The organism is Winogradskya consettensis, from assembly GCF_018332715.1.
Taxonomy (GTDB): Bacteria; Actinomycetota; Actinomycetes; order Mycobacteriales; family Micromonosporaceae; genus Actinoplanes; species Actinoplanes consettensis.
The window spans coordinates 19,034-40,230 of sequence record NZ_BOQP01000042.1 but is presented as its reverse complement, the minus strand read 5'-3'; the positions used below and the strand labels follow the sequence as shown (position 1 = coordinate 40,230).

Below are 21,197 nucleotides of genomic sequence, written 5' to 3'. Positions count from 1 at the left end.
GCCGGCGCGTCGGATGGTCCTGACGCCCGGCCACCGGTTGAGGGATGCCCGCCACGGGGCTCGAGGTACGACATCAGACCTCGAGGAGCTCGGCTTCCTTGTGTTTGACGAGCTCTTCGATGATCGCGACGTAACGCTGCGTGGTGTCGTCCAGCTCTTTCTCGGCGCGGCGGCCGTCGTCCTCGCCGACGTCGCCGTCCTTGACCATGCGGTCGAGCTGTTCCTTGGCCTTGCGGCGCACGTTGCGGATCGCCACGCGCCCCTCCTCGGCCTTGCCACGCGCGACCTTGATCATCTCGCGACGTCGTTCCTCGGTCATCTGCGGGAGGTGGATCCGCAGCTGGTTACCCTCGTTGTTCGGGTTGACGCCGAGGTCGGAGTCGCGGATGGCGCGCTCGATCGGGCCGATCTGGGACGCGTCGTAGGGCTTGACGATCACCATGCGCGGCTCGGGCACGCCGATCGACGCCATCTGCGGCACGGGGGTCGGAGCGCCGTAGTAGTCGACGACGATCTTGGAGAACATCGCCGCGTTGGCACGACCCGTACGGATCGCGGCGAACTCCTCCTTGGCGTGCTCGACCGCGCTCTCCATCTTCTCTTCGGCCTCGAAGAGGGTCTCGTCGATCACCGCTCCGTCGCCTCCTTGTTTCGTGTGATGAATCCGGTGGGGTTTGTGGCGGGCGGATCAAGCGGTGATCAAGGTACCGATCTTCTCGCCGCTGACGGCTCGGACGATAGTCTCGTCCCCCTGGGCCCCGAAGACGAGCATCGGCAGGTTGTTCTCTTCGCAGAGACTGAAAGCCGCCTGGTCGGCGACCCGCAGACCCTTCTGAAGGACGCCCGCGAACGTGATGTGGTCGATCTTGCGAGCATCGGGATCGGTACGCGGGTCCGCGGTGTAGACACCGTCGACGCCGTTCTTGCTCATCAGCACCAGATCGGCGTGGATCTCCAGTGCGCGCTGGGCCGTGACCGTGTCGGTGGAGAAATACGGCATACCCGCGCCGGCGCCGAAGATGACAACGCGGCCCTTCTCGAGGTGCCGGATGGCGCGCAGCGGAATGTACGGCTCCGCGACCTGGGCCATCGTGATCGCGGTCTGTACCCGCGTCTCGATGCCCTCCTTCTCGAGGAAGTCCTGCAGGGCGAGGCAGTTCATCACCGTGCCGAGCATGCCCATGTAGTCGGCGCGGTTGCGGTCCATGCCGCGTTTCTGCAACTCAGCACCGCGGAAGAAGTTTCCGCCGCCGACCACCACGGCGACCTGCACACCACGACGAGTCACGGTGGCGATCTGCCGGGCGATGCCCTGCACCACATCGGGGTCGACGCCTACCGCGCCGCCGCCGAAGACCTCGCCGGAGAGCTTGAGGACGACACGTCGCGGCCGTTCGGGCCGCGGTGAGGGGACCTCTCCCACCTTGGCAGTCTGCTCGGTGACCATCGTCATGCCGACCTCGCCCTTCCTTCGCTAACAGGAGACCTTATGTGACGGGGAGGCCGGGCGCTTGTCCAGCGTCCGACCTCCCGCGCAGTTCGCTCGGCTGCTGGATTACTCCTGGCCGACCTCGAACCGGACGAAGCGCGTGACTTCGATGCCGGAGGCGGTGGCGACCTGCTTGACCGTCTTCTTGTTGTCGGTGACCGACGGCTGCTCCAGCAGGACGTAGTCCTTGAAGAAGGAGTTCACCCGGCCCTCGATGATCTTGGGCAGCGCCTGCTCGGGCTTGCCCTCCTCACGAGCGGTCTCCTCGGCGATGCGGCGCTCCGACTCGACGGTCTCGGCGGGCACCTCATCACGGGTGAGGAACTTCGGACGCATCGCGGCGATCTGCATGCCGACCGCGCGGGCGTCGTCGTCGCCGGCCTCGTCGGACTTGCCCGTGTACTGCACGAGCACGCCGACCTGCGGCGGCAAGTCCTGCGCCTTGCGGTGCAGGTAGACCGCGACGGTGCCGTCGAGCTCGACGAACCGGTTGACAACGATCTTCTCGCCGATCTTGGCGGAGAAGTCCTGGATGAGGTCGGCGACCGGCTTGCCGTCCTCGAGCGTCGAGGCGAGCAGCGCGGCGGCGTCGGCGAGCTTGTTCTTCACGCCGTGCTCGACCAGCTGCGCGCCCAGGGCGACGAAGTCGGGGGTCTTGGCGACGAAGTCGGTCTCGCAGTTGACCTCGAGCAGCGCGTTGCCGAAGTGGCTGACGATGCCGTTGGCGGCCGTGCGACCGGCCCGCTTGCCGACGTCCTTGGCACCCTTGATGCGCAGGAACTCGACGGCCTTCTCAAAGTCACCGTCGGACTCGTCAAGGGCCTTCTTGCAGTCCATCATGCCGGCGCCGGTGAGGTCGCGGATCTTCTTCACGTCCGCGGCGGTGTAGTTGGCCATGACTCTCTCTGATCCTCTGAAGTCTTTGTCTGGGGGCCGGCCGCCTGACGGCGGCCGGCTTCCTACAGGACTTACTCTGCCGCGGACGCGACCGGCTCGGCCGGCACCTCGCTGGCGACCGGGGCCTCGGCGGCGGCCGGAGCCTCAGCCGTGTTGGGCACCTCGGGGGCAGCGACAACAGCAGCGGACTCGCCGTCAGCGGCCTTCTTCTCGGCGCCCTCGTAGAGGTCGCGCTCCCACTCGGGCAGCGGCTCGCCGGCGGCGACAGCAGCAGCCTCGGGCTTCGCGTCGTCGTTGCCGCGGTTGCGGCCCGAACGGGCGATCAGGCCGTCGGCCACGGCGGTGGCGACAACCCGGGTCAGCAGCTCGGCCGAGCGGATCGCGTCGTCGTTGCCCGGGATCGGGAAGTCGACCTCGTCGGGGTCACAGTTGGTGTCGAGCACCGCGATGACGGGGATGCCCAGCTTGCGGGCCTCGTCAACGGCGATGTGCTCCTTCTTGGTGTCCACGATCCAGACCGCCGACGGGATCTTGGTCATGTCCCGCAGACCACCGAGGGTCTTGGTCAGCTTCTCCTTCTCGCGCGAGAGCTGGAGGGTCTCCTTCTTGGTGTAACCGGCGGCGGTGCCGCTCAGGTCACCCAGAGCCTCGAGCTCCTTCATGCGCTGAAGGCGCTTGTACACCGTCTGGAAGTTGGTGAGCATGCCACCCAGCCAGCGGTGGTTGACGTACGGCTGGCCGACGCGGGTCGCCTGCTCGGCGATCGCCTCCTGCGCCTGCTTCTTGGTGCCGACGAAGAGGATGTGGCCACCCTCGGCGACGGTGTCGCGGACGTACGCGTAGGCCTTCTCGATGTACTCGAGGGTCTGGCGCAGGTCGATGATGTAAATACCGTTGCGCTCGGTGAAGATGAAGCGCTTCATCTTCGGGTTCCAGCGCCGGGTCTGGTGCCCGAAGTGGACACCGCTTTCCAGCAGCTGACGCATGGTCACTACGGCCATGGTGAATTGCTCCCTGTTTTCCCTGGTTGTCACGCTCACCGGCGGTGGGCGTCCTGGCGCCCGGTCGCCGGCCCAGGGCGGACCCGAAGTGATCGGGACCAGGGAGGGCCGTCGCTGCCGGCTGATCGACCACAACGGTGATCGGACACGGCACGTGCAGAGGGCGCGCGAGGTCGACCGCACGAGGCGGTCGCCAGCGATAAGCATACGCCGTGGGCGCCGGGGCTCGCTTCCGGGCGGCTGTGCCGCTGGTTACGCCCCTCGGCCGCCGCTCGTGCGCCCTTCGTCCGCCTTGATCAGGCGACGCCGAGGCCTGCGGCCAGCAGCAGAAGCAGGCCGACCGGGAGGTAGGCCAGCGGCGGGCGCAGCCAGGCCTCACGGGTGCCGGCACGACCACCTGCAGCCAGCGAATACAGCCCGGTGCCGGTGAGCGGGAGGCCGAGGGTCAGGAGCACGGCGGGTACGACACCGCGCGCTGACGGGTCGTCCACGAATGTCGCTTGGACCAGCAGGAGAACGGAAGGGACAAGAAGGATGACCGTGACTACGGCGAACACAATGGCCGAAACCGGGCGGCTCGCGCTGTAGACGCTCTCCGGACGGCTCTCCTGACGGCCGGCCACCGGGACCATGCTGGTCGGGTCGTTGAAACCGCCGTCCCCACTGGGACGGACCGCGGGGTACTCGGGTCCGCGCACCGGGATGCGGATCTGACCGGATTCCGCGGGCGACGGGGGTGGTGCGGCATGGCTGCCCGTGCCCGGCTCTGTCAGAGGCTTCGCGTACGGGTCGGCGGGGCGCTGATCCGGCAAGCGGAACGCGCCGCTGGGCCGCTCGTGCACGCCGGAGTCGTACGAGCTGGCACCCGGATTCTGGGCGGCGAATGAGCCGGAGGTGTCGGGCGAGCGCTGACCCGCGTACCAGCTGGGCTCCGGTTCTTCGGCGTACCGGCGATGTGCGTCCACGACTGTGCACCGTAGGTGACAGGGAGGCGTCCTGCCAGCGCTGAGGCCATATCACCTTCTGAAGATCACTTTGCGTTATCCACAGTTGCGTTCTGTCCACAGCCTGGACACCGCCAGGTTCGGACCGGCTTCGAAAGTCCGCCAGGGTCGCCCCATGACGAACGAACGACGGGCGGTCGGCGACTACGGGGAACGCCTCGCGGAACGCCACCTCTGCGATCAAGGCCTGGTGGTGCTGGCCCGCAACTGGCGCTGCAACGAGGGCGAGGTCGACCTGATCCTGCGCGACGGCGACGACGTCGTCTTCTGCGAGGTGAAAACGAGACGCGGGCCGGCATTCGGGAGCCCGGCGGAGGCGATCGGCCCCGCGAAGATCCACCGTCTGCGTCACCTGGCGGCGCGATGGCTCCAGGAGACCCCGGTGCACCCACGCGAAGTCCGCTTCGACGTGGTCTCGGTCCTCCCCCAGCCCAAAGGCCCCGCCAGGATCGACCACCTACGCGCGGCCTTCTGACATGAGCTACGCAAGAGTGTTGTGCATCGGCCTGGTCGGCGTCGAAGGTCACCTCGTCGAGGTCGAGGCGGACCTGTCACTCGGCCTGCCCGCCCTGGTCCTGACCGGCCTACCGGACGCCGCCCTGAACGAGGCCCGCGACCGGGTCCGTGCCGCGATCGTCAACTCCGGGCAGCGCTGGCCCAATCGGCGCATCACCGTGAACCTGCTGCCCGCCACCCTTCCCAAGCAGGGAAGTGGCTTCGACCTAGCGATCGCCTGTGCCCTCCTCGCGGGGGCCGGCGAGCTTCCCCTCGCGCCGATTCAGGGTGTGGCCGTGCTGGGCGAGCTGGGACTCGACGGCACGGTGCGGCCCGTTCGCGGGGTCCTGCCGATGGTCGCCGCGGCAGCCGCCGCCGGCGTCACCCAGGTCGTGGTGCCCCAGGGCAACGCCCGTGAAGCGACGATGGTGCCCGGGCTCACCGTGCGGTCCGTCGACTCCCTGCACCGCCTCGTCGCCTTCATCCGCGGCGAGTCGGAGTTGCTCGACCCACCGCCGGACCTCCCCGACCCGGTCATGACGGGCCCTGACCTCGCCGACATCGCCGGGCAGGACTTCGGTCGCTACGCCCTCGAGGTCGCCGCGGCCGGTGGCCACCACATGTCGATGATCGGCCCACCCGGAGCCGGCAAGACCATGCTCGCCGAACGCCTCCCGTCGATCCTCCCGGAGCTGGACGACGCATCAGCCCTGGAGGTCACCGCGCTGCAGTCCATCGCCGGAGTTCTGCCACCCGACGGCAGACTGATCAGGCGGCCACCGTTCCAGGCTCCCCATCACAGCGCCAGCCTGGCCGCCCTGATCGGCGGCGGGTCCGGCATAGCCCGGCCGGGCGCGCTCTCGCTGGCCCATCGCGGTGTGCTCCTGCTGGATGAGGCACCGGAGTTCGCCAACGCCACCCTGCAGGCGCTGCGCCAACCGCTCGAGAGTGGCCGGGTCATCCTGGGGCGCGCCCGCGGCAACACCGAATATCCCGCTCGCGTCCAGGTCGTGATGGCGGCCAACCCGTGCCCCTGCGCAAACCCGGCCGGTGATCAATATTGCCAGTGCAGCGCGCTCGCACGGCGCCGTTACCTGAGCAAACTCTCCGGTCCCCTGCTCGACCGGATCGACATCCAGATCAAACTCCAGCCCGTCCGCGCCATCGAGCTGATGACGCCTTCGGCACCCGCCGAGCCGTCCGCGACGGTCGCCGCCAGGGTGGCCGACGCCAGAGCCGCGGCCGCAGCCCGGTGGGGCGCGTACGGATGGCGCCTCAACGCCGAGGTGCCCGGGCCTGAGCTGCGCCGCCCACCGTGGCGACTCGCCCCGAAGAACACGGCTTCGCTACGCGTACGGCTCGACCGCGGCACCCTCTCGGCCCGCGGCTTCGACCGGATCCTTCGTCTCGCCTGGACGGTCGCGGACCTCGACGGGCGGGACAGCCCCCGCGGCTCCGACGTGAACGAAGCCGCACAACTCAGATTGGGAGACGCCCATGATCGGCAAGCCCGTTCCTGAACCTCATATCCCCGCCCTCGCCAGGACTGCGGTGCCCAGCCTGGGCATCTGGCCCCGGCCGCTACCGCCGCCGGTCACCCCTTCCGGGCCGCAACCCGTGACCGCCGACCATGGCGAGTGGGCATGAGCATCGGCGACGGCGGTGACCGGCTGGCCAGGGTGGCGTTGACCTGGCTGACCGAGCCCGGAAACCGGGTCGTGTGGCAGCTCGTGCAGGCGCAGGGTGCCGAGGACACGCTCAAGCAGATCGTCGACGGGGACGTTCCGGACGCTTCACTGCGCACGGCGGTGGTCGCCCGTGCCGGGCTCGGCGATCCGCGACGCGTGGCCGAGGTGGCGTTGCGCAGGGGCGAGCGGCTCGGCGCCCGGGTCGTGACGCCGTCCGATGACGAGTGGCCGGCCCGGGTGGAGTCGCTGGCCACTTTGGAACTGGACATTCCCGGGCGGTTCAACCGTGATGTACGCCCACCGCTGTGCCTGTGGGTGCGCGGCGGGCGGCCCCTCGGGGAGGCGCTGGATCGATCGGTGGCGATTGTCGGGGCTCGGGCTGCTACGCCTTATGGCGTACATGTGACCGAAGACCTTGCTTTCGGCATCGCCGAGCAGGACTGGACGATCGTGTCGGGCGGTGCGTTCGGCATCGACGCGGCCGCCCATCGCGCGGCGTTGTCCGCGGGCGGATCCACGATCGCGGTGCTGGCCTGTGGCGTCGACCGGCCCTACCCGATGGGCAACGCGGCCCTGTTCGAGCGGATCGCCGACTGCGGCCTGCTGATGAGCGAGTGGCTGCCCGGCGCGGACCCGCTGCGCCACCGCTTCCTGATCCGCAACCGCGTGATCGCCGCGGCCGCCGTGGGCACCGTGGTCGTGGAGGCCGCGGCCCGCAGCGGCGCCATGCAGACGATGAGCCGCACGGTCGCCCTGAACCGGCACGCGATGATCGTCCCCGGCCCGGTGACATCGGCGATGTCCGTGGGCTGCCACGAACTCCTGCGTCGCTACCCGCAGACCCGGGTGGTCACGACCGTGGCCCACGTGCTCGACGAGATCGGAAAGATCGGCGAGTACATCGCCGAACCGGCACGCGTCGCGGGCCACACCCGCGACGACCTCGACGAGGAGAGCGCACTGATCCTCGAAGCGATGCCGCAGCGCGGCACACTGGGCCCGGAACAACTCGCGGCCCGGGCCGGCCTGGCACTGCGAACGGTCCTGCAACGCCTGTCGCTCCTGGAAACGCTCGGCCTGCTGACGCGCCGAAATGACGGCGTGGCGTTGCTGCCCGCCGCTCGCCAGGGAGCTGAGCGCACGGCGATGCCACCACCGTCACCCTTGTCCGCACCCGCGAACGGTGAGGTGGTCAAGGCCAACCCCGAAGGGCAGCCTTCACCCGCGGATTAGCGCCCGCCTGACCTGCCGGGGTCCCGCGACCGCCGCCCACATACGGACGACCGTCGCGGGATCACCCGCCAAGCACTACGCCTCGGTCTCGTCGGCGTCGCGGCGGTGGACCTTCATCCACGCCTCGACGTCCTCGGTCAGCCATACCTTGCCCTGCGCGAGATCTGCCACCGGCACGGGGAAATCAGCCCGGCTGGTGATCTGGTAAGCCCGTTGCCGGCTCACCCAGCCCAATCGAACCCGGATCTCGTGCGCACCCATAAGTCGGATCGCCTTAGCCACATGATCGACCGTAGGCGTATGACTATAAGTCGCGGGTCAACTTCCTCCAAGTCAGCTTGCTCAGTGCAAACTATTTCCCAACGCCGCCAACCCCGCTGACCAGGTTCCGAGCCCGTCGATTCCCGAATTTCCTCAGACCACACACCACAGGCGGGCGATGAACCCTCCCGGTTTGGTCACACTCAGCTTTCCAGCATCCCGGCGAAATCCGGGGCCCCTACCGAGCCACCATTTCCGACCGACAACTCATCCCACTCACCCGTTCGCGCACCGGAAACGCCGCTCCATCCGTTGACTGCCACACCAAGCGCCTCACCCACCGCGTTCGCGGCGCCACCTTCCCACCCCATGATCTGCGTCGCTACCAGCACACAGGCCTGCGCCCGGCCTTTCTTGCCAGCCCGACGCTTCCTCGCGCTCACCAAACCGGAGGCCGGCGTCGAGCCTTCTTCCCAGCCCGGCGGGTGCCCGCTTTACCGACCCGACGGCTGGCGTCCGGCTTTTCGCGGCTCGACTCCTCTCACCCTTACCGACCCGCGATCAGAAAGGGCCACACCTCGAAGCCGACGCTTCCGCGGCAACACGACCGTCATCCCGCCAAGCCCACCCTTGAATTGCTGGTCCAACCCCACTTGGCGATGCGTGCGGCCGAACACCCTTGCACGAGATCGAGATCAATCCCCATTGATCTCGTCCTCGATGCGCCCACAAAAACCCGACATAGCCCCCATCCCAGCACCCGAGTTGAGGCTGTCCGGCATCCCCATCCGCGCCAATCCCAGCCGGCGGACCCGAACCCGTTCCGGCCAAGCCCCACAGGCCACCGCCTGCCAAGTGCCAAATCCGACGGCGCACAATTTCTGACCCGATCGGGCGACATGCGATCCGCGCACGAACAGCCCCAGTTCGCGCCGCGGGAGTGCTGGCCGACCCCGACCCCGACAGTCCGGGCGGCTTGGCCATGGCGCCGCAGACGGGCAGCCTCCGCACTGTTCCGCTCACGTCGGGGATACGACAGCGGCCGTGATCCACTCGCATTCGGCGCATGAGAGCACCCCAGCAGGGCAGAAGACGCCCCATGAAAATTCGCCCAACGCCTGCAGGCCGCCTCGCACTCGCATCCACGCCACCCGATGCAACGGCTTAGGCACCCCCCGCCTGGACCACTCCGGCGTTACGAGCTCCGACCGCCCCGAAGCTGCCCACAGCGACCACGTCGGCGCCACACGCTGCGCCCATCTCGGCACCGCGTAAAGCAACGACCTCGGCGCCGCTTGAGCCGACCATCCCAACGCCGCTCCATCAGCCCGCCTGAGCGCCGCTCAAAACGACAACCCAGCGCCACTCGGTCACGCCACTTCGGCGCCACTCGATCAGGCCACTTCGGCGCCACTCAACAAGGCCGACTCGGTGCCGCTCACAGGCCGATATGGCGCCACTTAACAAGGCCGACTCGGTGCCGCTCACAGGCCGATATGGCGCCGCTCGACAAGGCCGGCTCGGTGCCGCTCGACAAGGCCGGCTCGGCGCTGCCCCGGCTGATCTGGAGGTGGCGCCGAAGGGTCCGGTGAAGAAGGCTCCATAAGGCTGGCTGGTGCCGCCAAGGGTGACAACCTCGGCGTCCATCGGCGTGAGAGCCTCAGCGCCACTCCAGATGACGGCCGTAGCTCCATGAAGGCCGTGGCCGGTTGAAGGCCGTAGCGACTCGGGAAAGTCAGCGCTACCGGCGCGAACGGCATCAGCAGCGACAGCAACTCTCGCGTCCGTCGGGGCGTTAGCGTTGAAAAGACGCCACCAGCGGCGGGGCATTTGCCCGCGTAGTCGGCGCTGGTGCTGGCGGGGCTTTGCCCACAGCTGGCGGAGGGAAGGCGGGGCCGTACGTGGTGAGAATTCTTTCCGATCGACCAGAGCACCGGATCGAGCACCTCGGCCGCCGACCGACGTGGAGCTGCGTGGCCTGTATGCAGCCGTGGCCGTGTGCGCATGCGAAGGGTGAGTTGCTGATCGAATTCGAGCGCTTTCCGTCGAGTTTGCTGGTCTACATGTCGGCGTACATGACGGAGGCGCTCGAGGATCTCGCTGGGCCGGAGAGCATGCTGCCGCCGCCGGATCTTTGGGATCGGTTTCTTGGCTGGATCGATCCTGGACCGCCTCGGCCCACGTTCCAGGACTACGTCGCCGGCAGATCGGACCCGCTTCGTTCCGCGTGAAGCAACGTGAAGCACGTGAACCAGACGTGTAGCCACGGCCCAGCCGCGCCAGGACGGCGAACTCCGGAAGTCGCAAGCGGAAGCCCGCGCTCGTGCGCTAGGAAAAGCTGCTGTGCGGGGCGGATCTTCCGGTTTGAGTGAACGAGAGTGCTGGGCCGACGGCGGTCGGGTTTGGGGGCTCGACCGCCGTCGCCTGCCACCCGATCAAGCTCGGCCTTCTCAGCGTGGCTGGTTTATTGTAGCGACATCCTGCGGTACGTACAATGCTATGGAGCATCGTGACCACGTACCGTGTTAGGCATGATCGATCCTTCGGCTGACCGTGCCGTCTTCCGGCAGCTTGCCGATCTGTTGCGGAGTCAGATCGAGGGTGGAGAGTTGGCGCCGGGCGAGCCTTTGCCCAGTGAGTTGCGGTTGGCTCAGGAGCACGGGATCAGCCGTACGACGGTGCGGCAGGCCATTGGGCAGTTGCGCACCGAGGGGCTCGTTACCGTTGACCGGCCTCGGGGGACGTTTGTCCGGGTGCCGGAGCCGGTGGAGGTCATCACGCTCGGGCGGGGTGAGCTCGCGAGTGCTCGCATGCCTACGGATGCCGAGCGTAGGACCTATCGCCTCGGTGAGGGTGTGCCGGTCATCGTGATCACGGCCGCTGACGGCTCGACTGCCGTTCACCCCGCCGATCGCGTTCAGGTCACCCGTCCCTGACGAGAAGGGACACCGCGGCCAAAGCTCGGCCGCACGAAAACCGGCCAGGTAAGAACAGGCCGAACCAGACCGAGCCGAGCAAAAACCGGCCGGGCCAGGCCCAGCCGAACAAGAACCGGCCGGGCGAGAGCCAGTCGAGCAAGAACCGGCCGGGCGAGACCCAGCCGAGTAAGAACCGGCCCGGTCAGGCTCAGCCGAACCAGACTCAGCCGAACCAGGCTCAGCCGAAGCCGTGAGACCCGATTCCGAAGGCCGGCCCGCCATGGTCAGGCCCGGTTGCGGCGACGGTAGCCGTCGGCGGGGTTCCAGGACTCGATGACCAGGTGGTCGGGTGGGGTGCCCAGGTAGGTCAGTGACAGCTCGGTGATGTCCACGCGGAAGTAGCCCGCGCCGGGGAACGGGTTGTCGGCCGGGGCGGGGATCTCCACCGCGACTCCCGCGAGCTTGGCGTCGCCCGGCCACTGGTCGGGGTTTGCTGCGGGGGGTTCCAGGGTGGGGCTGTGGATGGCGATCCTGGGATCGCGGCGGATGTCGAGGAGCTTGAGCGAGCCGCCCATCGAGCCGAACGTTGCTGCGGTTTCGCCCGCAGGACTGTCGGGGAGCTGCTCGAACTTCAGCTCTGTGGCGCTGATCCGGGGTGCGCCGTCGCGGCGGAGGGTGGCCATGGTTTTGTTCGTGCCGGCGTCGAAGCGGGCTCTCACCTTGGCGGCGAGGTCCGGGTGTTCCTTCTCGATCTCGTGCCAGTTCGCCATGGCCCCGACCCTAGAGCCGGGGTCTGACAAAAATGGACGGTCACCAGAGGTCGTACTGCTCCCGGGCGAGCGTGAACCCGTGCCCCGAGACCACGTTCTCGCACTTCACGGCCTTCGGTTCGCTGGTGCACCGCAGGTTGCCGGCTTGCCGGGACTGCCCGTACCCGAGGATCGGCCCGGCGGACTGCAGGACCGAGTCGCCTGCGCACAGGAATGAGGCGTCGGCGTCGGCGACGGTCAGGGCGAACCCGTACGCAAGGTCGCAGTCGGGCGGCTTCGAGGGTGGGAGCCAGGATTTTCGATTGATGTCGCAGCGGGCCTGTGTTGCGGTGAGGTAGCAGCCGATGTTGCCCGACGGCATCGTGAAGCCGCCGGACGGCGCATCCCCCATGGCCGCGCTGGCCTGTGGGGCCTCCGGCGCGGGAGAGGCACAAGCAGTGGTGAGGGCAGCCAGGAGGATCGCCGCACCGGCCGTACGCAAGCGCCTCACAACCGGCGATGATAGGCAGGTGGAGCAAGAGCGATGAGTACGCGCGAAACCCATCAGGCGCTTCCGCCCGCGATGCGGCAGGCCGTGGACGACTTCGGGTTGCATCTGTCGCGGGTCGACAACAGATCGGCCCACACCGTACGCGCGTATGTCGGTGACGCCGTCTCGATGCTCGACCATGCCGCCGCGGCCGGTTGTGCCGCGCCCGCGGATCTCGACATCACGGTGTTGCGTGGTTGGCTTGCTCGGATGATGGCCGGTGGCGCAGCGCGGACGTCGCAGGCTCGCCGGGCCGCGGCAGCTCGCACGTTCACCGCGTGGGCTCATCGGAACGGACTGTGCTCCTCCGATGTGGGGGCGCAGCTGGCGAGCCCCAGAGCACATCGCGATCTTCCGACGGTGTTGCGCGCCGATCAGGCCGCCGAGCTGGTCGGCACGACGACCGACGCCCATGGCGTACGCGACAAAGCAGTCCTGGAACTCCTCTACGCGACGGGCGTACGCGTAAGCGAACTGTGCGGCCTGGACCTGACCGACGTGGATGAGAGCCGCCGGGTCGTCCGCGTCTTCGGCAAGGGCGCGAAGGAGCGTGCCGTTCCCTACGGCCTGCCGGCTCAGCGGGCGCTCGACGAATGGCTGCGTGACGGCCGCCCGAAGCTCGCGCACCCGGGCACGGACAGCGCGCTGTTTCTCGGGGCTCGTGGGGGCCGGTTGCAGCAGACGGTTGTGCGGAGGATCGTGCGGACGGCGGCTCAGCTGGCCGGTCTCCCGCACACCAGCCCGCACGATCTGCGGCACTCGGCGGCGACGCATCTGCTCGACGGGGGTGCCGATCTGCGGGCCGTGCAGGATCTGCTGGGGCATTCGTCGCTGTCGAGCACGCAGATCTACACCCATGTGTCGACCGAACGGTTGCGAGCGGCGTTCGAACAGGCTCACCCGAGAGCTTGACGAATCGTTCAGTCCGCAACCCCGCGTCGCGTACGATCGCAGCGTGAGCGCCGGAGATCCGCCCCCGCCCATCCCCGGAGCCCGTCTCCTCTTCTCGCTCGACCCCGGCATCGCCTACCTCAACCATGGCTCCTTCGGCGCCGTGCCGATCGGGGTGCAGCGCGCTCAGCAGCGGTTGCGGGACGAGGTCGAGCGTAATCCGATGACGTTCTTCGGGTCGACCGGGCTGATGGACCGGATCGTCCACACGCGACGGCACATCGCGCAGTTCCTCGGGGCCGATCCGGACGGCAGTGCGCTCGTGCCGAACGCCACGGCCGGGGTCTCGATGGCTCTGCAGACCGTCCGGTTGCAGCCCGCCGACGAGGTGCTGCTCACCGATCACGGTTACGGCTCGAACGAGCTGGCCGCCAAGCGTCAGTGCCGGCGGGACGGGGCGACCGCGCGCACGGTCCCGTTGCCGCTCGCGGCGTCGGATGCCGAGGTCGTGTCGCGGATCAAGGAGGCACTGCGACCGGGCAGGACCAAGCTGCTCATCGTCGACCAGATCACGTCGCCGACCGCCAAGGTCCTGCCGGTGCGGGAGATCGTCGCCGCCGCCCGGGAACACGACATCCCCGTCCTGGTCGACGCGGCGCACGCCCCCGGCACGTCCCCGCTCGAGGTCGACAGCATCGGCGCCGACTTCTGGGTCGGCAACCTGCACAAGTGGGCATTCGCGCCGCGGGGCACCGCCCTGCTGAGCGTCGCCCCGCAGTGGCGGCGCCGAATCGAGCCGCTGGTCGTCTCGTGGGAGCAGGACGAGGGCTTCCCCGTCAACGTCGAATTCCAGGGCACGCTCGATTACACCGCTTGGCTTGCCGCCCCGACGGGCCTGTTCACCATGCGCACGCTCGGCGTCGAGACCATCCGCCGGCACAACGCCGAGCTGGCTTCCTACGGTCAGCGGGTTGTAGGTGCCGCCCTCGGCCTCGCACCGACCGACCTGCCCGACCCCGGAGCGCCGGAGGCCGCCATGCGGATCCTGCCGCTGCCCGCCGGGGTGGCCACCACCAAGCCGGAGGCCACCGCCCTGCGCCAGCACATCGCGGACAAGCTGGCCATCGAAGTGGGCATGAACGCCTGGGGCGGCCGCTGCTGGCTGCGCCTCAGCGCCCAGATCTACAACCGGGCCGAGGAGTACGACCGCCTCGCCGAACGCCTCCCCGGCCTCCTGACCAGCCACCGTCAGTAGGCGAGCGGCAGCATCCCGGCCCGTCACCGACATGCTCAGTAGAGAAGCCGGACGCCGAAGAGCGACAGCGGGTTCAGATAGACGGCACCGCGCCGAAGCCCCCAATGCAGACAGGCGGCCACCGGGCACCCGGCGTGCCCGGACGACAGGGTGCCGATCTCCTGGCCCGCCGCGACCCGGTCACCGACCCGCACGGGCCCGAGCGTCAACGGCTCGTAGGTGGTGCGTAGCCCGTCGGCGTGCGTGATGCTGACGACGCCCCGCCCCGCGATCACTCCGGCGAACACGACGGTGCCGGCCCCGGCGGAGTGCACCGGTGTGGCGGGCACTGCCGCCAGGTCGACCCCGCGGTGCCCGGCCAGCCAGGGCTGGGCGGGTGGCGCGAAGGGGCGAGTGACCGAGGGCGGAACGATCGGCCAGGCAAAAACCAGTAGGAGCGACCACAGCAAAGTCATGCCGGCAATCATGCCGAGAATGCCGGCCGCCTGCGGTAACCCCTGTGGATAACCAGCTGCCCTGTGGAAAAAGCGGGTCAGCCGCCGAAGCCCGGCTCGTCCGGCAACGAGATGTCCGGCTTCTCGAGCTCCTCGACGTTCACGTCCTTGAACGTCATAACGCGAACATTTTTCACGAAACGAGCGGGCCGATACATGTCCCAGACCCACGCGTCATGCATCTCGACCTCGAAGTACACCTCGCCGTCGGAGTTGCGCACGTGCAGGTCCACCTGGTTGGCCAGGTAGAAGCGGCGCTCCGTCTCCACCACGTACGAGAACTGGCGGACGATGTCGCGGTACTCCCGGTAGAGCTGCAGCTCCATCTCGGTCTCGTACTTCTCGAGATCCTCTGCGCTCATCGCTTCTCGCCCTCCATGGCCTCATCTTCCCCCACCGGCACCGGCGGCCGAGGCTGCTCGCCCGACGCCACGCCGACGGTACCCTCACTGTCCGCCCACAGCATCAGCGGCACGGCCTCCGGGGAGGCCGAAGACGCCGAAACAGCAACGGGACGCCGCGCCCGGGGAGGCCTATTACCCCGCCCCGATGCCGCAGCAACGTTCACATATGAGAAACGGTGCTCCGCGCACGGCCCTCGCGAGGTCAGCGCCGCGCTGTGCTCCTCGGTGATGTAGCCCTTGTGCACCGCGAAACCGTAACCGGGGAACTTGTCGTCGAGCTCGACCATCAGCCGGTCCCGGGTGACCTTGGCGAGCACGCTGGCCGCCGCCACGCAGGCCGCGACCCGGTCGCCCTTCCAGACCGCCAGACCGGGGGCGTTGAGGCCGTCGACCGGGAAGCCGTCGGTCAGCACGTAGTCGGGGGTGGCCGTCAACGAGGCCAGCGCCCGGCGCATCGCGGCGAGGTTGCAGACGTGCAGACCGCGCGCGTCGACCTCGGTGGCCGGGACGATCACGACGGACCAGGCCAGGGCGCGCTTGACCACCTCGGCGTAGACACGCTCGCGGGCGGCCGCGGTGAGCAGCTTGGAGTCGGCCAGCTCATCGATCTCGCCGCGCTTGCCCTCGGGCAGGATGCACGCACCCGCGACCAGCGGCCCGGCGCATGCGCCACGGCCGGCCTCGTCGGCTCCGGCGACGTTACGGAAGCCGCGGCGCTGCAGGGCACGCTCGAGCGCGTAGAGGCCGCCTTCACGGCGGACCACGGTGCGGGGAGGGGCGAGCATCAGGCGACCTTGCGGACCAGGTCGGCGAGCCGGTCCGGGAAGAGCTGCTCGGTGGAGGCCTCGATCTCGGCGGCCGTCCACCAGCGGCTCTCGGTGATGGTCTCCTGCTCGTCCGCGTCGTAGCCGGCGGTGGAAACCTCCCACCGCGGCACCCGGTGGACGAAGAAGTGCTGGTCCTGCCGGTAGCTGCGGTTGCGATAGCTGAACTCGGCCACCTCGTGATGCACGGACTCGCCCAGCTGCGCGGGGTCGACCCGCAGCCCGGTCTCCTCGAACAGCTCACGGGCCGCGGCCTCGGCGTGCGTCTCGCCCTCGTTGAGGCCGCCGCCGGGCGTGAACCACCAGCGCTCGCCGGGCCGGGCCGGGTCACCGCCGTGCATCAGCAGAACCCGGTCCTGGCCATCGAGGAGAAGCACGCGTGCGGCGCGCCGGTCGACGTGTGTCACCACGCAAGCCTATTGCGCCGGACATCGATCTTGAGGGCGGGTGCCCCGGGGCTCATTTGGCCGGTGTCGCGTCCGGGACACCGTCGAACGGCTTCGGCACGGTCAGCCAGGTCGCGCGGCCCACCGGCCAGAAGATCGTGAAGGCCCGGCCGACGATCGAATCGGACTTGATCGTGGCTTCCTGGATGTTCTCGGTCTGCTCCCAGTGCTCCAGGGAGTCGCCCGAGGCCGAGCGGTGGTCACCCATGACCCACAGCCGGCCCGCCGGCACGGTGATGTCGAACGGCTCGTCCGCGGCGGGGTCCTGGGTGCCGCTGTCATCGGTGTAGATGTACGGCTCGTCGATCGAGTGCCCGTTGATCATCAGGCGCTGCTGGGTGTCGCAGCAGACCAGGTGGTCGCCGGGGACACCGATGATGCGCTTGATGAAGTCCTCGCCCTCGGTGCCGCTCTGCCAGTCCGACGGCGCCTTGAAGACCACGATCTCGCCCCGGCGGGGCTCGCGGAAGTCGTAGACGAGCTTGTTGACCAGCACCCTGTCCCAGATGTTGAGGGTGTGCTCCATCGAGGGCGACGGGATGTAGAAGGTCTGCAGGACGAAGGCCCGCACCAGGACCGCGACGAGAATCGCCACGCCCACGAGGATCGGGAGCTCACGCCAGAAGGAATTACCGCTCTTCTCGGCGGCGGTCTGGTCGTCAATCACGACCGGAGCCTACGTCGCCGGAGCCTCGAGCACAGTCCGGAACGCGCGGATACGCCGACACTTAGCAGGAACGGCAGCATTACGGCCGTGCTGGCCGGATCGAGCTCCGGCTCCGGCTTCGCGCCGAGCGGGGCCGATCCGACGGGGTGCGCGGTCGCATACTCCTGCCAGACGTCGGGCACAGGAAGGCTGGTGAACCGGCTCGTGGGCCACACCACGACGAAGGCCCGGCCGATGACGTTGTCGATCGGCACCGGCCCCTGACAGCGGGCGTCCTGCGACACCAGCCGGTGGTCGCCCATGACGAACATCTCACCCGCGGGGACGGTCACCTCGGTGAATCGGCGACTGCTGCACTGCCGGGGGTTCGGCGGCTGATCAAGAGGCGAATTCTCATCGATGTACGCCTCGTCGATCGGCTCGCCGTTGACCGTGATCCGGCCTTTCTCGTCGCAGCAGGCGACCTTGTCGCCCGGCAGGCCGATCACGCGCTTGATGAAGTCACGCTCGCCGGGACGGCTGACACCCACGAGGTCGCCGATCGTGCGGCCGAGCTTGGCGCCGAACGCGTTGCTGACCGGGGTGCTGGGCTGCTCGGGCGCCCAGTTGTCGGTGCCGCGGAAGACGACGATCTCGCCCCGGAGCGGGTCGCGCATGTCGTAGACGACCTTGTTCACGAGGACGCGGTCGTTGATGAGCAGGGTGTTCTCCATCGAACCCGACGGGATGAAGAACGCCTGGACGAGGAACGTGCGGATCAGCACGGCCAGGCAGAACGCCACCACGAGCAGCAGCGGAAGCTCCTGCCAGAGCGGCATCTCCTTGCGACGGATCACCCGCCCGCGGCGCCGTCCGGAGGAGGAGCCTCGATACCCCTGCATCGGTTCCACGCTACGTATCTCCCGCCGCCGTCCGGGCGAATCAACCCGGATACAGCACTACCGCCCGAAAGTTCCCGTGGGGAACCTGTCAGGCGGTAGTGCGAATGGCCCACCAGCGCGGCGAACGCCACGTTGGCCCTGATTCCCATCCGTCACATGCGCAAGCCTAGTGCTCCTGCGCAGGAACCGTCAGTCCGAGTGAACGTACGGCTCGGACGACCGAGGAGTTCAGTTGGCGGTCTGCTTCTCGCGGAGCTCCTTGATCTTGGCCTTCTTGCCACGGAGCTCGCGCAGGTAGTAGAGCTTCGCGCGGCGCACGTCACCACGGGTCACGACCTCGATGCGGTCGATCTGCGGGCTGTTGAGCGGGTAGGTCCGCTCGACACCGACGCCGAAGCTGATCTTCCGGACCTTGAAGGTCTCCCGCAGGCCACCGTTCTGGCGGCTGATGACGACGCCCTGGAAGACCTGGACACGGGAACGGTTACCTTCGACGACCCGGGCGTGCACGCGGAGCGTGTCACCGGCGCGGAAGTCGGGAATGTCGGTGCGCTGCGACTGGAGGTCGAGTGCGTCCAGCGTGTTCATCGCTGCATCCTCGTGCTACTCAAAGCGCACCGGGAGTTCGATGCGCGATTGGGGTGGTTCTGAACCCGGCCCGGCAGGCCGGGATCCTCATCTGCCCACCCACGGCGTGGGAGACAAATGGCAACCTCACTACTTTGCCACACCCGACCCCGGGATCCGAAATCCGGCGCCCTCGATAGCCGCCCGGTCCAACTTACCGATCTTCTCGGGCGGGTAAGCCTCGAACAGGTCGGGACGCCGCGTCGCGGTCCGCAGCAGGGACTGCTCACGCCGCCACCGGGCGATTTTCCCGTGGTCGCCGGAGCGCAGCACCTCGGGGACGTCCAGGCCGTCCCACGACGCCGGCTTGGTGTAGACGGGGGCTTCGAGCAGCCCGTCGGAGTGCGACTCCTCGGTCAGCGAATCCGCGTTGCCGAGCACCCCGGGCAGCAGCCGGGTGATCGCCTCCATGATCACGATGACTGCGACCTCGCCGCCGAACAACACGTAGTCACCGAGTGAGACCTCACGGACCGGCATCGGAGCGGAGTCGAGAACCCGCTGGTCGATGCCCTCATAGCGGCCGCACGCGAACACGAGGTGCTCCTGCGCGGCCAGCGCGGCAGCGTCCGCCTGGGTGAACGGCTTCCCGACCGGCGACGGCACCACCAACAGCGACGACGGCGACGCGACGGCGGAAAACGCGGCAGCCCACGGCTCGGGTCGCATCACCATGCCGGGACCGCCGCCGTACGGGCTGTCGTCGACCGTCCGGTGCACGTCGGAGGTCCAGGTGCGCAGATCGTGCACGGAGAGATCGAGGAGTCCGGTCCCGCGCGCCTTCCCGATCAGCGAAAGGTCCAGCGGCGAGAAGTAGTCCGGGAAGATCGAGATGATGTCGACGCGCACTGCGGGGGCACACCCTTACAAGTCGAGCAGGCCCTCGGGCAGGTCGACGACGATCCGGCCGGCGGCCAGGTCGACCGTCGGCACCATCGCGCTGACGAACGGGATGAGCGCGGTGCCGCCCGCGGCCTTCTTCAGGACGATGAGGTCGGAGGAGGGCGCGTGGTCGATCCGGTCGACCCTGCCCAGCTCCACGCCGTCCAGGTCGACCACCGCGAGGCCGGCCAGCTGGTGGTCGTTGAACTCGTCCGGGTCGGTCGGCGCGGGGATCTCGGCGCTGTCGATCTGCAGCATCACGCCGCGCAACGCCTCAGCGATGTTGCGGTCGTGCACGCCCTCGAACTGGGCGATGATCTTGCCCTGGTGCCAGCGCAGCGACTCGAGAGTCAGCTTGCCGGGCACCTGGTAGGCGACGCCTGCCGGGGGCGTGGCGTGCGCCGGGGCGGCGTTCACCCGGCGGTCCCGAGGGACCTCCGTGGCGAACGTCGACCCGGCGGAAAATCTCGCCTCTGGATCATCGGTCCGGACAGTCACGAGGACCTCCCCACGAATCCCGTGGGGCTTACCTATCTGACCGATAACCAGCAGCATCGTGACGACAGCCGATCAGTACGCGTCGACGATGTCGACGCGGATACCGCGCCCACCGATCGACCCGATGACCTGACGCAGCGCCTTGGCCGTGCGACCGCCACGCCCGATGACCGTTCCCAGGTCCTCGGGGTGCACGCGCACCTCGAGCCGCTTGCCGCGACGCGAGTCGACCATGCGGACCCGGACGTCGTCCGGGTTGTCGACGATGCCCTTGACGAGGTGCTCCAGCGCAGGCCGGAGCGCCCCGTCAGCTCGCGTCGGCGCCGGCACCGGCCGGGTCCTTCGCGTCTGCGGCTACAGCCTCACGGTTCGGCTCGGCCGGGTCGACAGCCTTGGTGTCGCTCGGGCGACCCTCGGCAACCTCGGGCGCGGCCGGGGTCTTGTCGGCGTCGGCAGCCGGCTTCTCAGCCTTGGCCTCAGCGGCGGGCTTCTCAGCCTTGGCCTTCTTCGGGGTCGACTTCGCCGGGGTCTCGGCGATTCCGGCAGCGGCCTTCGCCTCAGCCTCGTAGGCCGCCTGACGGTTGGCCTTCTCGGGCGCGACCAGGAGCGGCGGCGGGGCCGGGAGGCCCTTGAACTGCTGCCAGTCGCCGGTCTTCTCGAGGATGCGCTGCACGGCCTCGCTCGGCTGCGCGCCGACGCTCAGCCAGTACTGCACGCGCTCGCTCTTGACCTCGATGACCGAGGGGTCGAACTTAGGCTGGTAGATGCCCACGTACTCGATGGCGCGGCCGTCACGCTTGGTGCGTGAGTCGGCGACGACGATGCGGTACTGCGGGTTGCGGATCTTGCCCATCCGCAGGAGCCGGATCTTTACGGCCACGGTTGTTTCGCTCCAAGTAATGACGTGGGTGAGCCGAACGGAACCCACGTGGGGATGCGGGACCGAATGTCTCGTGGACTGGCGACGTGAGAAGGGTTAGAGGGCGCTGCTCACGTGCCGGATACCAGTTGTCCATTCTGCCAGACGAGCAGCCACGCACGCC

25 protein-coding genes and 1 pseudogene are annotated in these 21,197 nt (G+C 68.6%); 7 read left to right on the top strand and 19 right to left on the bottom strand.

The window, feature by feature from the left end:
- Nucleotides 1–73 precede the first annotated feature (73 nt).
- The 5 genes from frr to Aco04nite_RS34640 all read right to left on the bottom strand — a co-directional run bounded on the left by frr (nt 74) and on the right by Aco04nite_RS34640 (nt 4,352).
- Nucleotides 74–631 (bottom strand): ribosome recycling factor, encoded by a 558-nt coding sequence (frr, locus tag Aco04nite_RS34660; RefSeq protein WP_213001462.1) that lies wholly within the window; start codon nt 629–631, stop codon nt 74–76.
- Nucleotides 632–688: 57 nt separating this feature from the next.
- Nucleotides 689–1,453 carry a UMP kinase gene (gene pyrH / locus Aco04nite_RS34655; RefSeq protein ID WP_203838626.1) on the bottom strand — a complete coding sequence of 255 codons (765 nt, stop codon included), beginning with the start codon at nt 1,451–1,453 and terminating at the stop codon, nt 689–691.
- Between the two features lie 102 nt (nt 1,454–1,555).
- A complete protein-coding gene (gene tsf / locus Aco04nite_RS34650) occupies nt 1,556–2,386 on the bottom strand; it encodes a translation elongation factor Ts (protein WP_203838625.1) in 831 nt (276 codons plus the stop codon).
- A 71-nt stretch (nt 2,387–2,457) separates the two neighbouring features.
- A complete protein-coding gene (gene rpsB / locus Aco04nite_RS34645; protein WP_213001461.1) occupies nt 2,458–3,387 on the bottom strand; it encodes a 30S ribosomal protein S2 in 930 nt (309 codons plus the stop codon).
- A gap of 296 nt (nt 3,388–3,683) precedes the next feature.
- Nucleotides 3,684–4,352 carry a hypothetical protein gene (locus Aco04nite_RS34640; protein WP_213001460.1) on the bottom strand — a complete coding sequence of 223 codons (669 nt, stop codon included), beginning with the start codon at nt 4,350–4,352 and terminating at the stop codon, nt 3,684–3,686.
- Between the two features lie 154 nt (nt 4,353–4,506).
- Here Aco04nite_RS34640 and Aco04nite_RS34635 point away from each other — a divergent pair, with 154 nt between their 5' ends.
- The 3 genes from Aco04nite_RS34635 to dprA all read left to right on the top strand — a co-directional run bounded on the left by Aco04nite_RS34635 (nt 4,507) and on the right by dprA (nt 7,807).
- Nucleotides 4,507–4,866 (top strand): YraN family protein, encoded by a 360-nt coding sequence (locus tag Aco04nite_RS34635; protein WP_213001459.1) that lies wholly within the window; start codon nt 4,507–4,509, stop codon nt 4,864–4,866.
- 1 nt (nt 4,867) lies between these two features.
- Entirely contained in the window at nt 4,868–6,406 is a 1,539-nt protein-coding gene (locus Aco04nite_RS34630; RefSeq protein WP_213001458.1) for a YifB family Mg chelatase-like AAA ATPase, read from the top strand.
- Between the two features lie 123 nt (nt 6,407–6,529).
- A complete protein-coding gene (gene dprA / locus Aco04nite_RS34625; protein ID WP_213001457.1) occupies nt 6,530–7,807 on the top strand; it encodes a DNA-processing protein DprA in 1,278 nt (425 codons plus the stop codon).
- Nucleotides 7,808–7,882: 75 nt separating this feature from the next.
- On the opposite strand, the gene Aco04nite_RS34620 is transcribed toward dprA, so the two are convergent.
- Nucleotides 7,883–8,068 (bottom strand): DNA-binding protein, encoded by a 186-nt coding sequence (locus Aco04nite_RS34620; protein WP_203838713.1) that lies wholly within the window; start codon nt 8,066–8,068, stop codon nt 7,883–7,885.
- Between the two features lie 2,018 nt (nt 8,069–10,086).
- On the opposite strand from Aco04nite_RS34620, the gene Aco04nite_RS34615 reads away from it, so the two are divergent.
- Nucleotides 10,087–10,299 (top strand): hypothetical protein, encoded by a 213-nt coding sequence (locus Aco04nite_RS34615; protein WP_213001456.1) that lies wholly within the window; start codon nt 10,087–10,089, stop codon nt 10,297–10,299.
- Nucleotides 10,300–10,599: 300 nt separating this feature from the next.
- A complete protein-coding gene (locus tag Aco04nite_RS34610) occupies nt 10,600–11,004 on the top strand; it encodes a GntR family transcriptional regulator (protein WP_203838618.1) in 405 nt (134 codons plus the stop codon).
- Nucleotides 11,005–11,270: 266 nt separating this feature from the next.
- Here the strand turns inward: Aco04nite_RS34610 and Aco04nite_RS34605 are convergent, their stop codons facing one another.
- Nucleotides 11,271–11,756: a pyridoxamine 5'-phosphate oxidase family protein gene (locus tag Aco04nite_RS34605; protein WP_213001455.1), complete on the bottom strand. Its 486-nt coding sequence runs from the start codon at nt 11,754–11,756 to the stop codon at nt 11,271–11,273.
- A 40-nt stretch (nt 11,757–11,796) separates the two neighbouring features.
- The gene (locus tag Aco04nite_RS34600; RefSeq protein ID WP_213001454.1) at nt 11,797–12,246 is read right to left on the bottom strand and encodes a DUF6636 domain-containing protein; all 450 of its coding nucleotides are present in this window, start codon (nt 12,244–12,246) and stop codon (nt 11,797–11,799) included.
- Between the two features lie 33 nt (nt 12,247–12,279).
- Here Aco04nite_RS34600 and Aco04nite_RS34595 point away from each other — a divergent pair, with 33 nt between their 5' ends.
- Entirely contained in the window at nt 12,280–13,197 is a 918-nt protein-coding gene (locus Aco04nite_RS34595; RefSeq protein ID WP_213001453.1) for a tyrosine recombinase XerC, read from the top strand.
- A gap of 43 nt (nt 13,198–13,240) precedes the next feature.
- Nucleotides 13,241–14,431 carry an aminotransferase class V-fold PLP-dependent enzyme gene (locus Aco04nite_RS34590; RefSeq protein WP_213001452.1) on the top strand — a complete coding sequence of 397 codons (1,191 nt, stop codon included), beginning with the start codon at nt 13,241–13,243 and terminating at the stop codon, nt 14,429–14,431.
- A gap of 35 nt (nt 14,432–14,466) precedes the next feature.
- Here Aco04nite_RS34590 and Aco04nite_RS34585 read toward each other — a convergent pair whose 3' ends face one another.
- From Aco04nite_RS34585 to rpsP, 11 genes and pseudogenes are all read right to left on the bottom strand, one after another.
- A complete protein-coding gene (locus Aco04nite_RS34585; RefSeq protein WP_438874965.1) occupies nt 14,467–14,898 on the bottom strand; it encodes a M23 family metallopeptidase in 432 nt (143 codons plus the stop codon).
- Between the two features lie 65 nt (nt 14,899–14,963).
- On the bottom strand, nt 14,964–15,287 hold the full coding sequence (locus Aco04nite_RS34580; RefSeq protein ID WP_067505225.1) for a DUF2469 domain-containing protein: 324 nt from the start codon (nt 15,285–15,287) through the stop codon (nt 14,964–14,966).
- The gene (locus Aco04nite_RS34575) at nt 15,284–16,114 is read right to left on the bottom strand and encodes a ribonuclease HII (protein ID WP_213001450.1); all 831 of its coding nucleotides are present in this window, start codon (nt 16,112–16,114) and stop codon (nt 15,284–15,286) included. The genes Aco04nite_RS34580 and Aco04nite_RS34575 overlap by 4 nt, the downstream gene beginning before the upstream one ends.
- On the bottom strand, nt 16,114–16,560 hold the full coding sequence (locus tag Aco04nite_RS34570) for an NUDIX hydrolase (protein ID WP_213001449.1): 447 nt from the start codon (nt 16,558–16,560) through the stop codon (nt 16,114–16,116). The genes Aco04nite_RS34575 and Aco04nite_RS34570 overlap by 1 nt, the downstream gene beginning before the upstream one ends.
- A 52-nt stretch (nt 16,561–16,612) precedes the next feature.
- The gene (lepB, locus tag Aco04nite_RS34565) at nt 16,613–17,266 is read right to left on the bottom strand and encodes a signal peptidase I (RefSeq protein WP_203838609.1); all 654 of its coding nucleotides are present in this window, start codon (nt 17,264–17,266) and stop codon (nt 16,613–16,615) included.
- Nucleotides 17,263–18,147 (bottom strand): signal peptidase I, encoded by an 885-nt coding sequence (gene lepB, locus Aco04nite_RS34560; RefSeq protein WP_213001448.1) that lies wholly within the window; start codon nt 18,145–18,147, stop codon nt 17,263–17,265. The genes lepB (Aco04nite_RS34565) and lepB (Aco04nite_RS34560) overlap by 4 nt, the downstream gene beginning before the upstream one ends.
- 228 nt (nt 18,148–18,375) lie before the next feature.
- Nucleotides 18,376–18,735 (bottom strand): 50S ribosomal protein L19, encoded by a 360-nt coding sequence (gene rplS, locus Aco04nite_RS34555; RefSeq protein WP_203838607.1) that lies wholly within the window; start codon nt 18,733–18,735, stop codon nt 18,376–18,378.
- A 129-nt stretch (nt 18,736–18,864) separates the two neighbouring features.
- A complete protein-coding gene (trmD, locus tag Aco04nite_RS34550; RefSeq protein ID WP_213001447.1) occupies nt 18,865–19,623 on the bottom strand; it encodes a tRNA (guanosine(37)-N1)-methyltransferase TrmD in 759 nt (252 codons plus the stop codon).
- A 15-nt stretch (nt 19,624–19,638) separates the two neighbouring features.
- Entirely contained in the window at nt 19,639–20,208 is a 570-nt protein-coding gene (gene rimM / locus Aco04nite_RS34545; protein ID WP_213001516.1) for a ribosome maturation factor RimM, read from the bottom strand.
- Between the two features lie 18 nt (nt 20,209–20,226).
- Nucleotides 20,227–20,484, bottom strand: coding sequence for an RNA-binding protein (locus Aco04nite_RS34540; protein ID WP_015624940.1), 258 nt, complete (start codon nt 20,482–20,484; stop codon nt 20,227–20,229).
- Nucleotides 20,485–20,590: 106 nt separating this feature from the next.
- A pseudogene (gene rpsP / locus Aco04nite_RS34535) lies at nt 20,591–21,034 on the bottom strand (30S ribosomal protein S16); the annotation flags it as partial.
- Between the last annotated feature and the right edge of the window lie 163 nt (nt 21,035–21,197).

Bases quoted from the DNA above. Each gene is read 5' to 3' on its own strand.
- Aco04nite_RS34620 (WP_203838713.1), bottom strand. From the start codon at position 8,068: ATGGGTGCGCACGAGATCCGGGTTCGATTGGGCTGGGTGAGCCGGCAA.
- Aco04nite_RS34585 (WP_438874965.1), bottom strand. From the start codon at position 14,898: ATGATTGCCGGCATGACTTTGCTGTGGTCGCTCCTACTGGTTTTTGCC.
- tsf (WP_203838625.1), bottom strand. From the start codon at position 2,386: ATGGCCAACTACACCGCCGCGGACGTGAAGAAGATCCGCGACCTCACC.
- Aco04nite_RS34575 (WP_213001450.1), bottom strand. From the start codon at position 16,114: ATGCTCGCCCCTCCCCGCACCGTGGTCCGCCGTGAAGGCGGCCTCTAC.
- dprA (WP_213001457.1), top strand. From the start codon at position 6,530: ATGAGCATCGGCGACGGCGGTGACCGGCTGGCCAGGGTGGCGTTGACC.
- rpsB (WP_213001461.1), bottom strand. From the start codon at position 3,387: ATGGCCGTAGTGACCATGCGTCAGCTGCTGGAAAGCGGTGTCCACTTC.
- rplS (WP_203838607.1), bottom strand. From the start codon at position 18,735: ATGAACACGCTGGACGCACTCGACCTCCAGTCGCAGCGCACCGACATT.
- Aco04nite_RS34610 (WP_203838618.1), top strand. From the start codon at position 10,600: ATGATCGATCCTTCGGCTGACCGTGCCGTCTTCCGGCAGCTTGCCGAT.
- pyrH (WP_203838626.1), bottom strand. From the start codon at position 1,453: ATGACGATGGTCACCGAGCAGACTGCCAAGGTGGGAGAGGTCCCCTCA.
- Aco04nite_RS34580 (WP_067505225.1), bottom strand. From the start codon at position 15,287: ATGAGCGCAGAGGATCTCGAGAAGTACGAGACCGAGATGGAGCTGCAG.
- Aco04nite_RS34595 (WP_213001453.1), top strand. From the start codon at position 12,280: ATGAGTACGCGCGAAACCCATCAGGCGCTTCCGCCCGCGATGCGGCAG.
- Aco04nite_RS34630 (WP_213001458.1), top strand. From the start codon at position 4,868: ATGAGCTACGCAAGAGTGTTGTGCATCGGCCTGGTCGGCGTCGAAGGT.
- lepB (WP_213001448.1), bottom strand. From the start codon at position 18,147: ATGCAGGGGTATCGAGGCTCCTCCTCCGGACGGCGCCGCGGGCGGGTG.
- Aco04nite_RS34635 (WP_213001459.1), top strand. From the start codon at position 4,507: ATGACGAACGAACGACGGGCGGTCGGCGACTACGGGGAACGCCTCGCG.
- Aco04nite_RS34605 (WP_213001455.1), bottom strand. From the start codon at position 11,756: ATGGCGAACTGGCACGAGATCGAGAAGGAACACCCGGACCTCGCCGCC.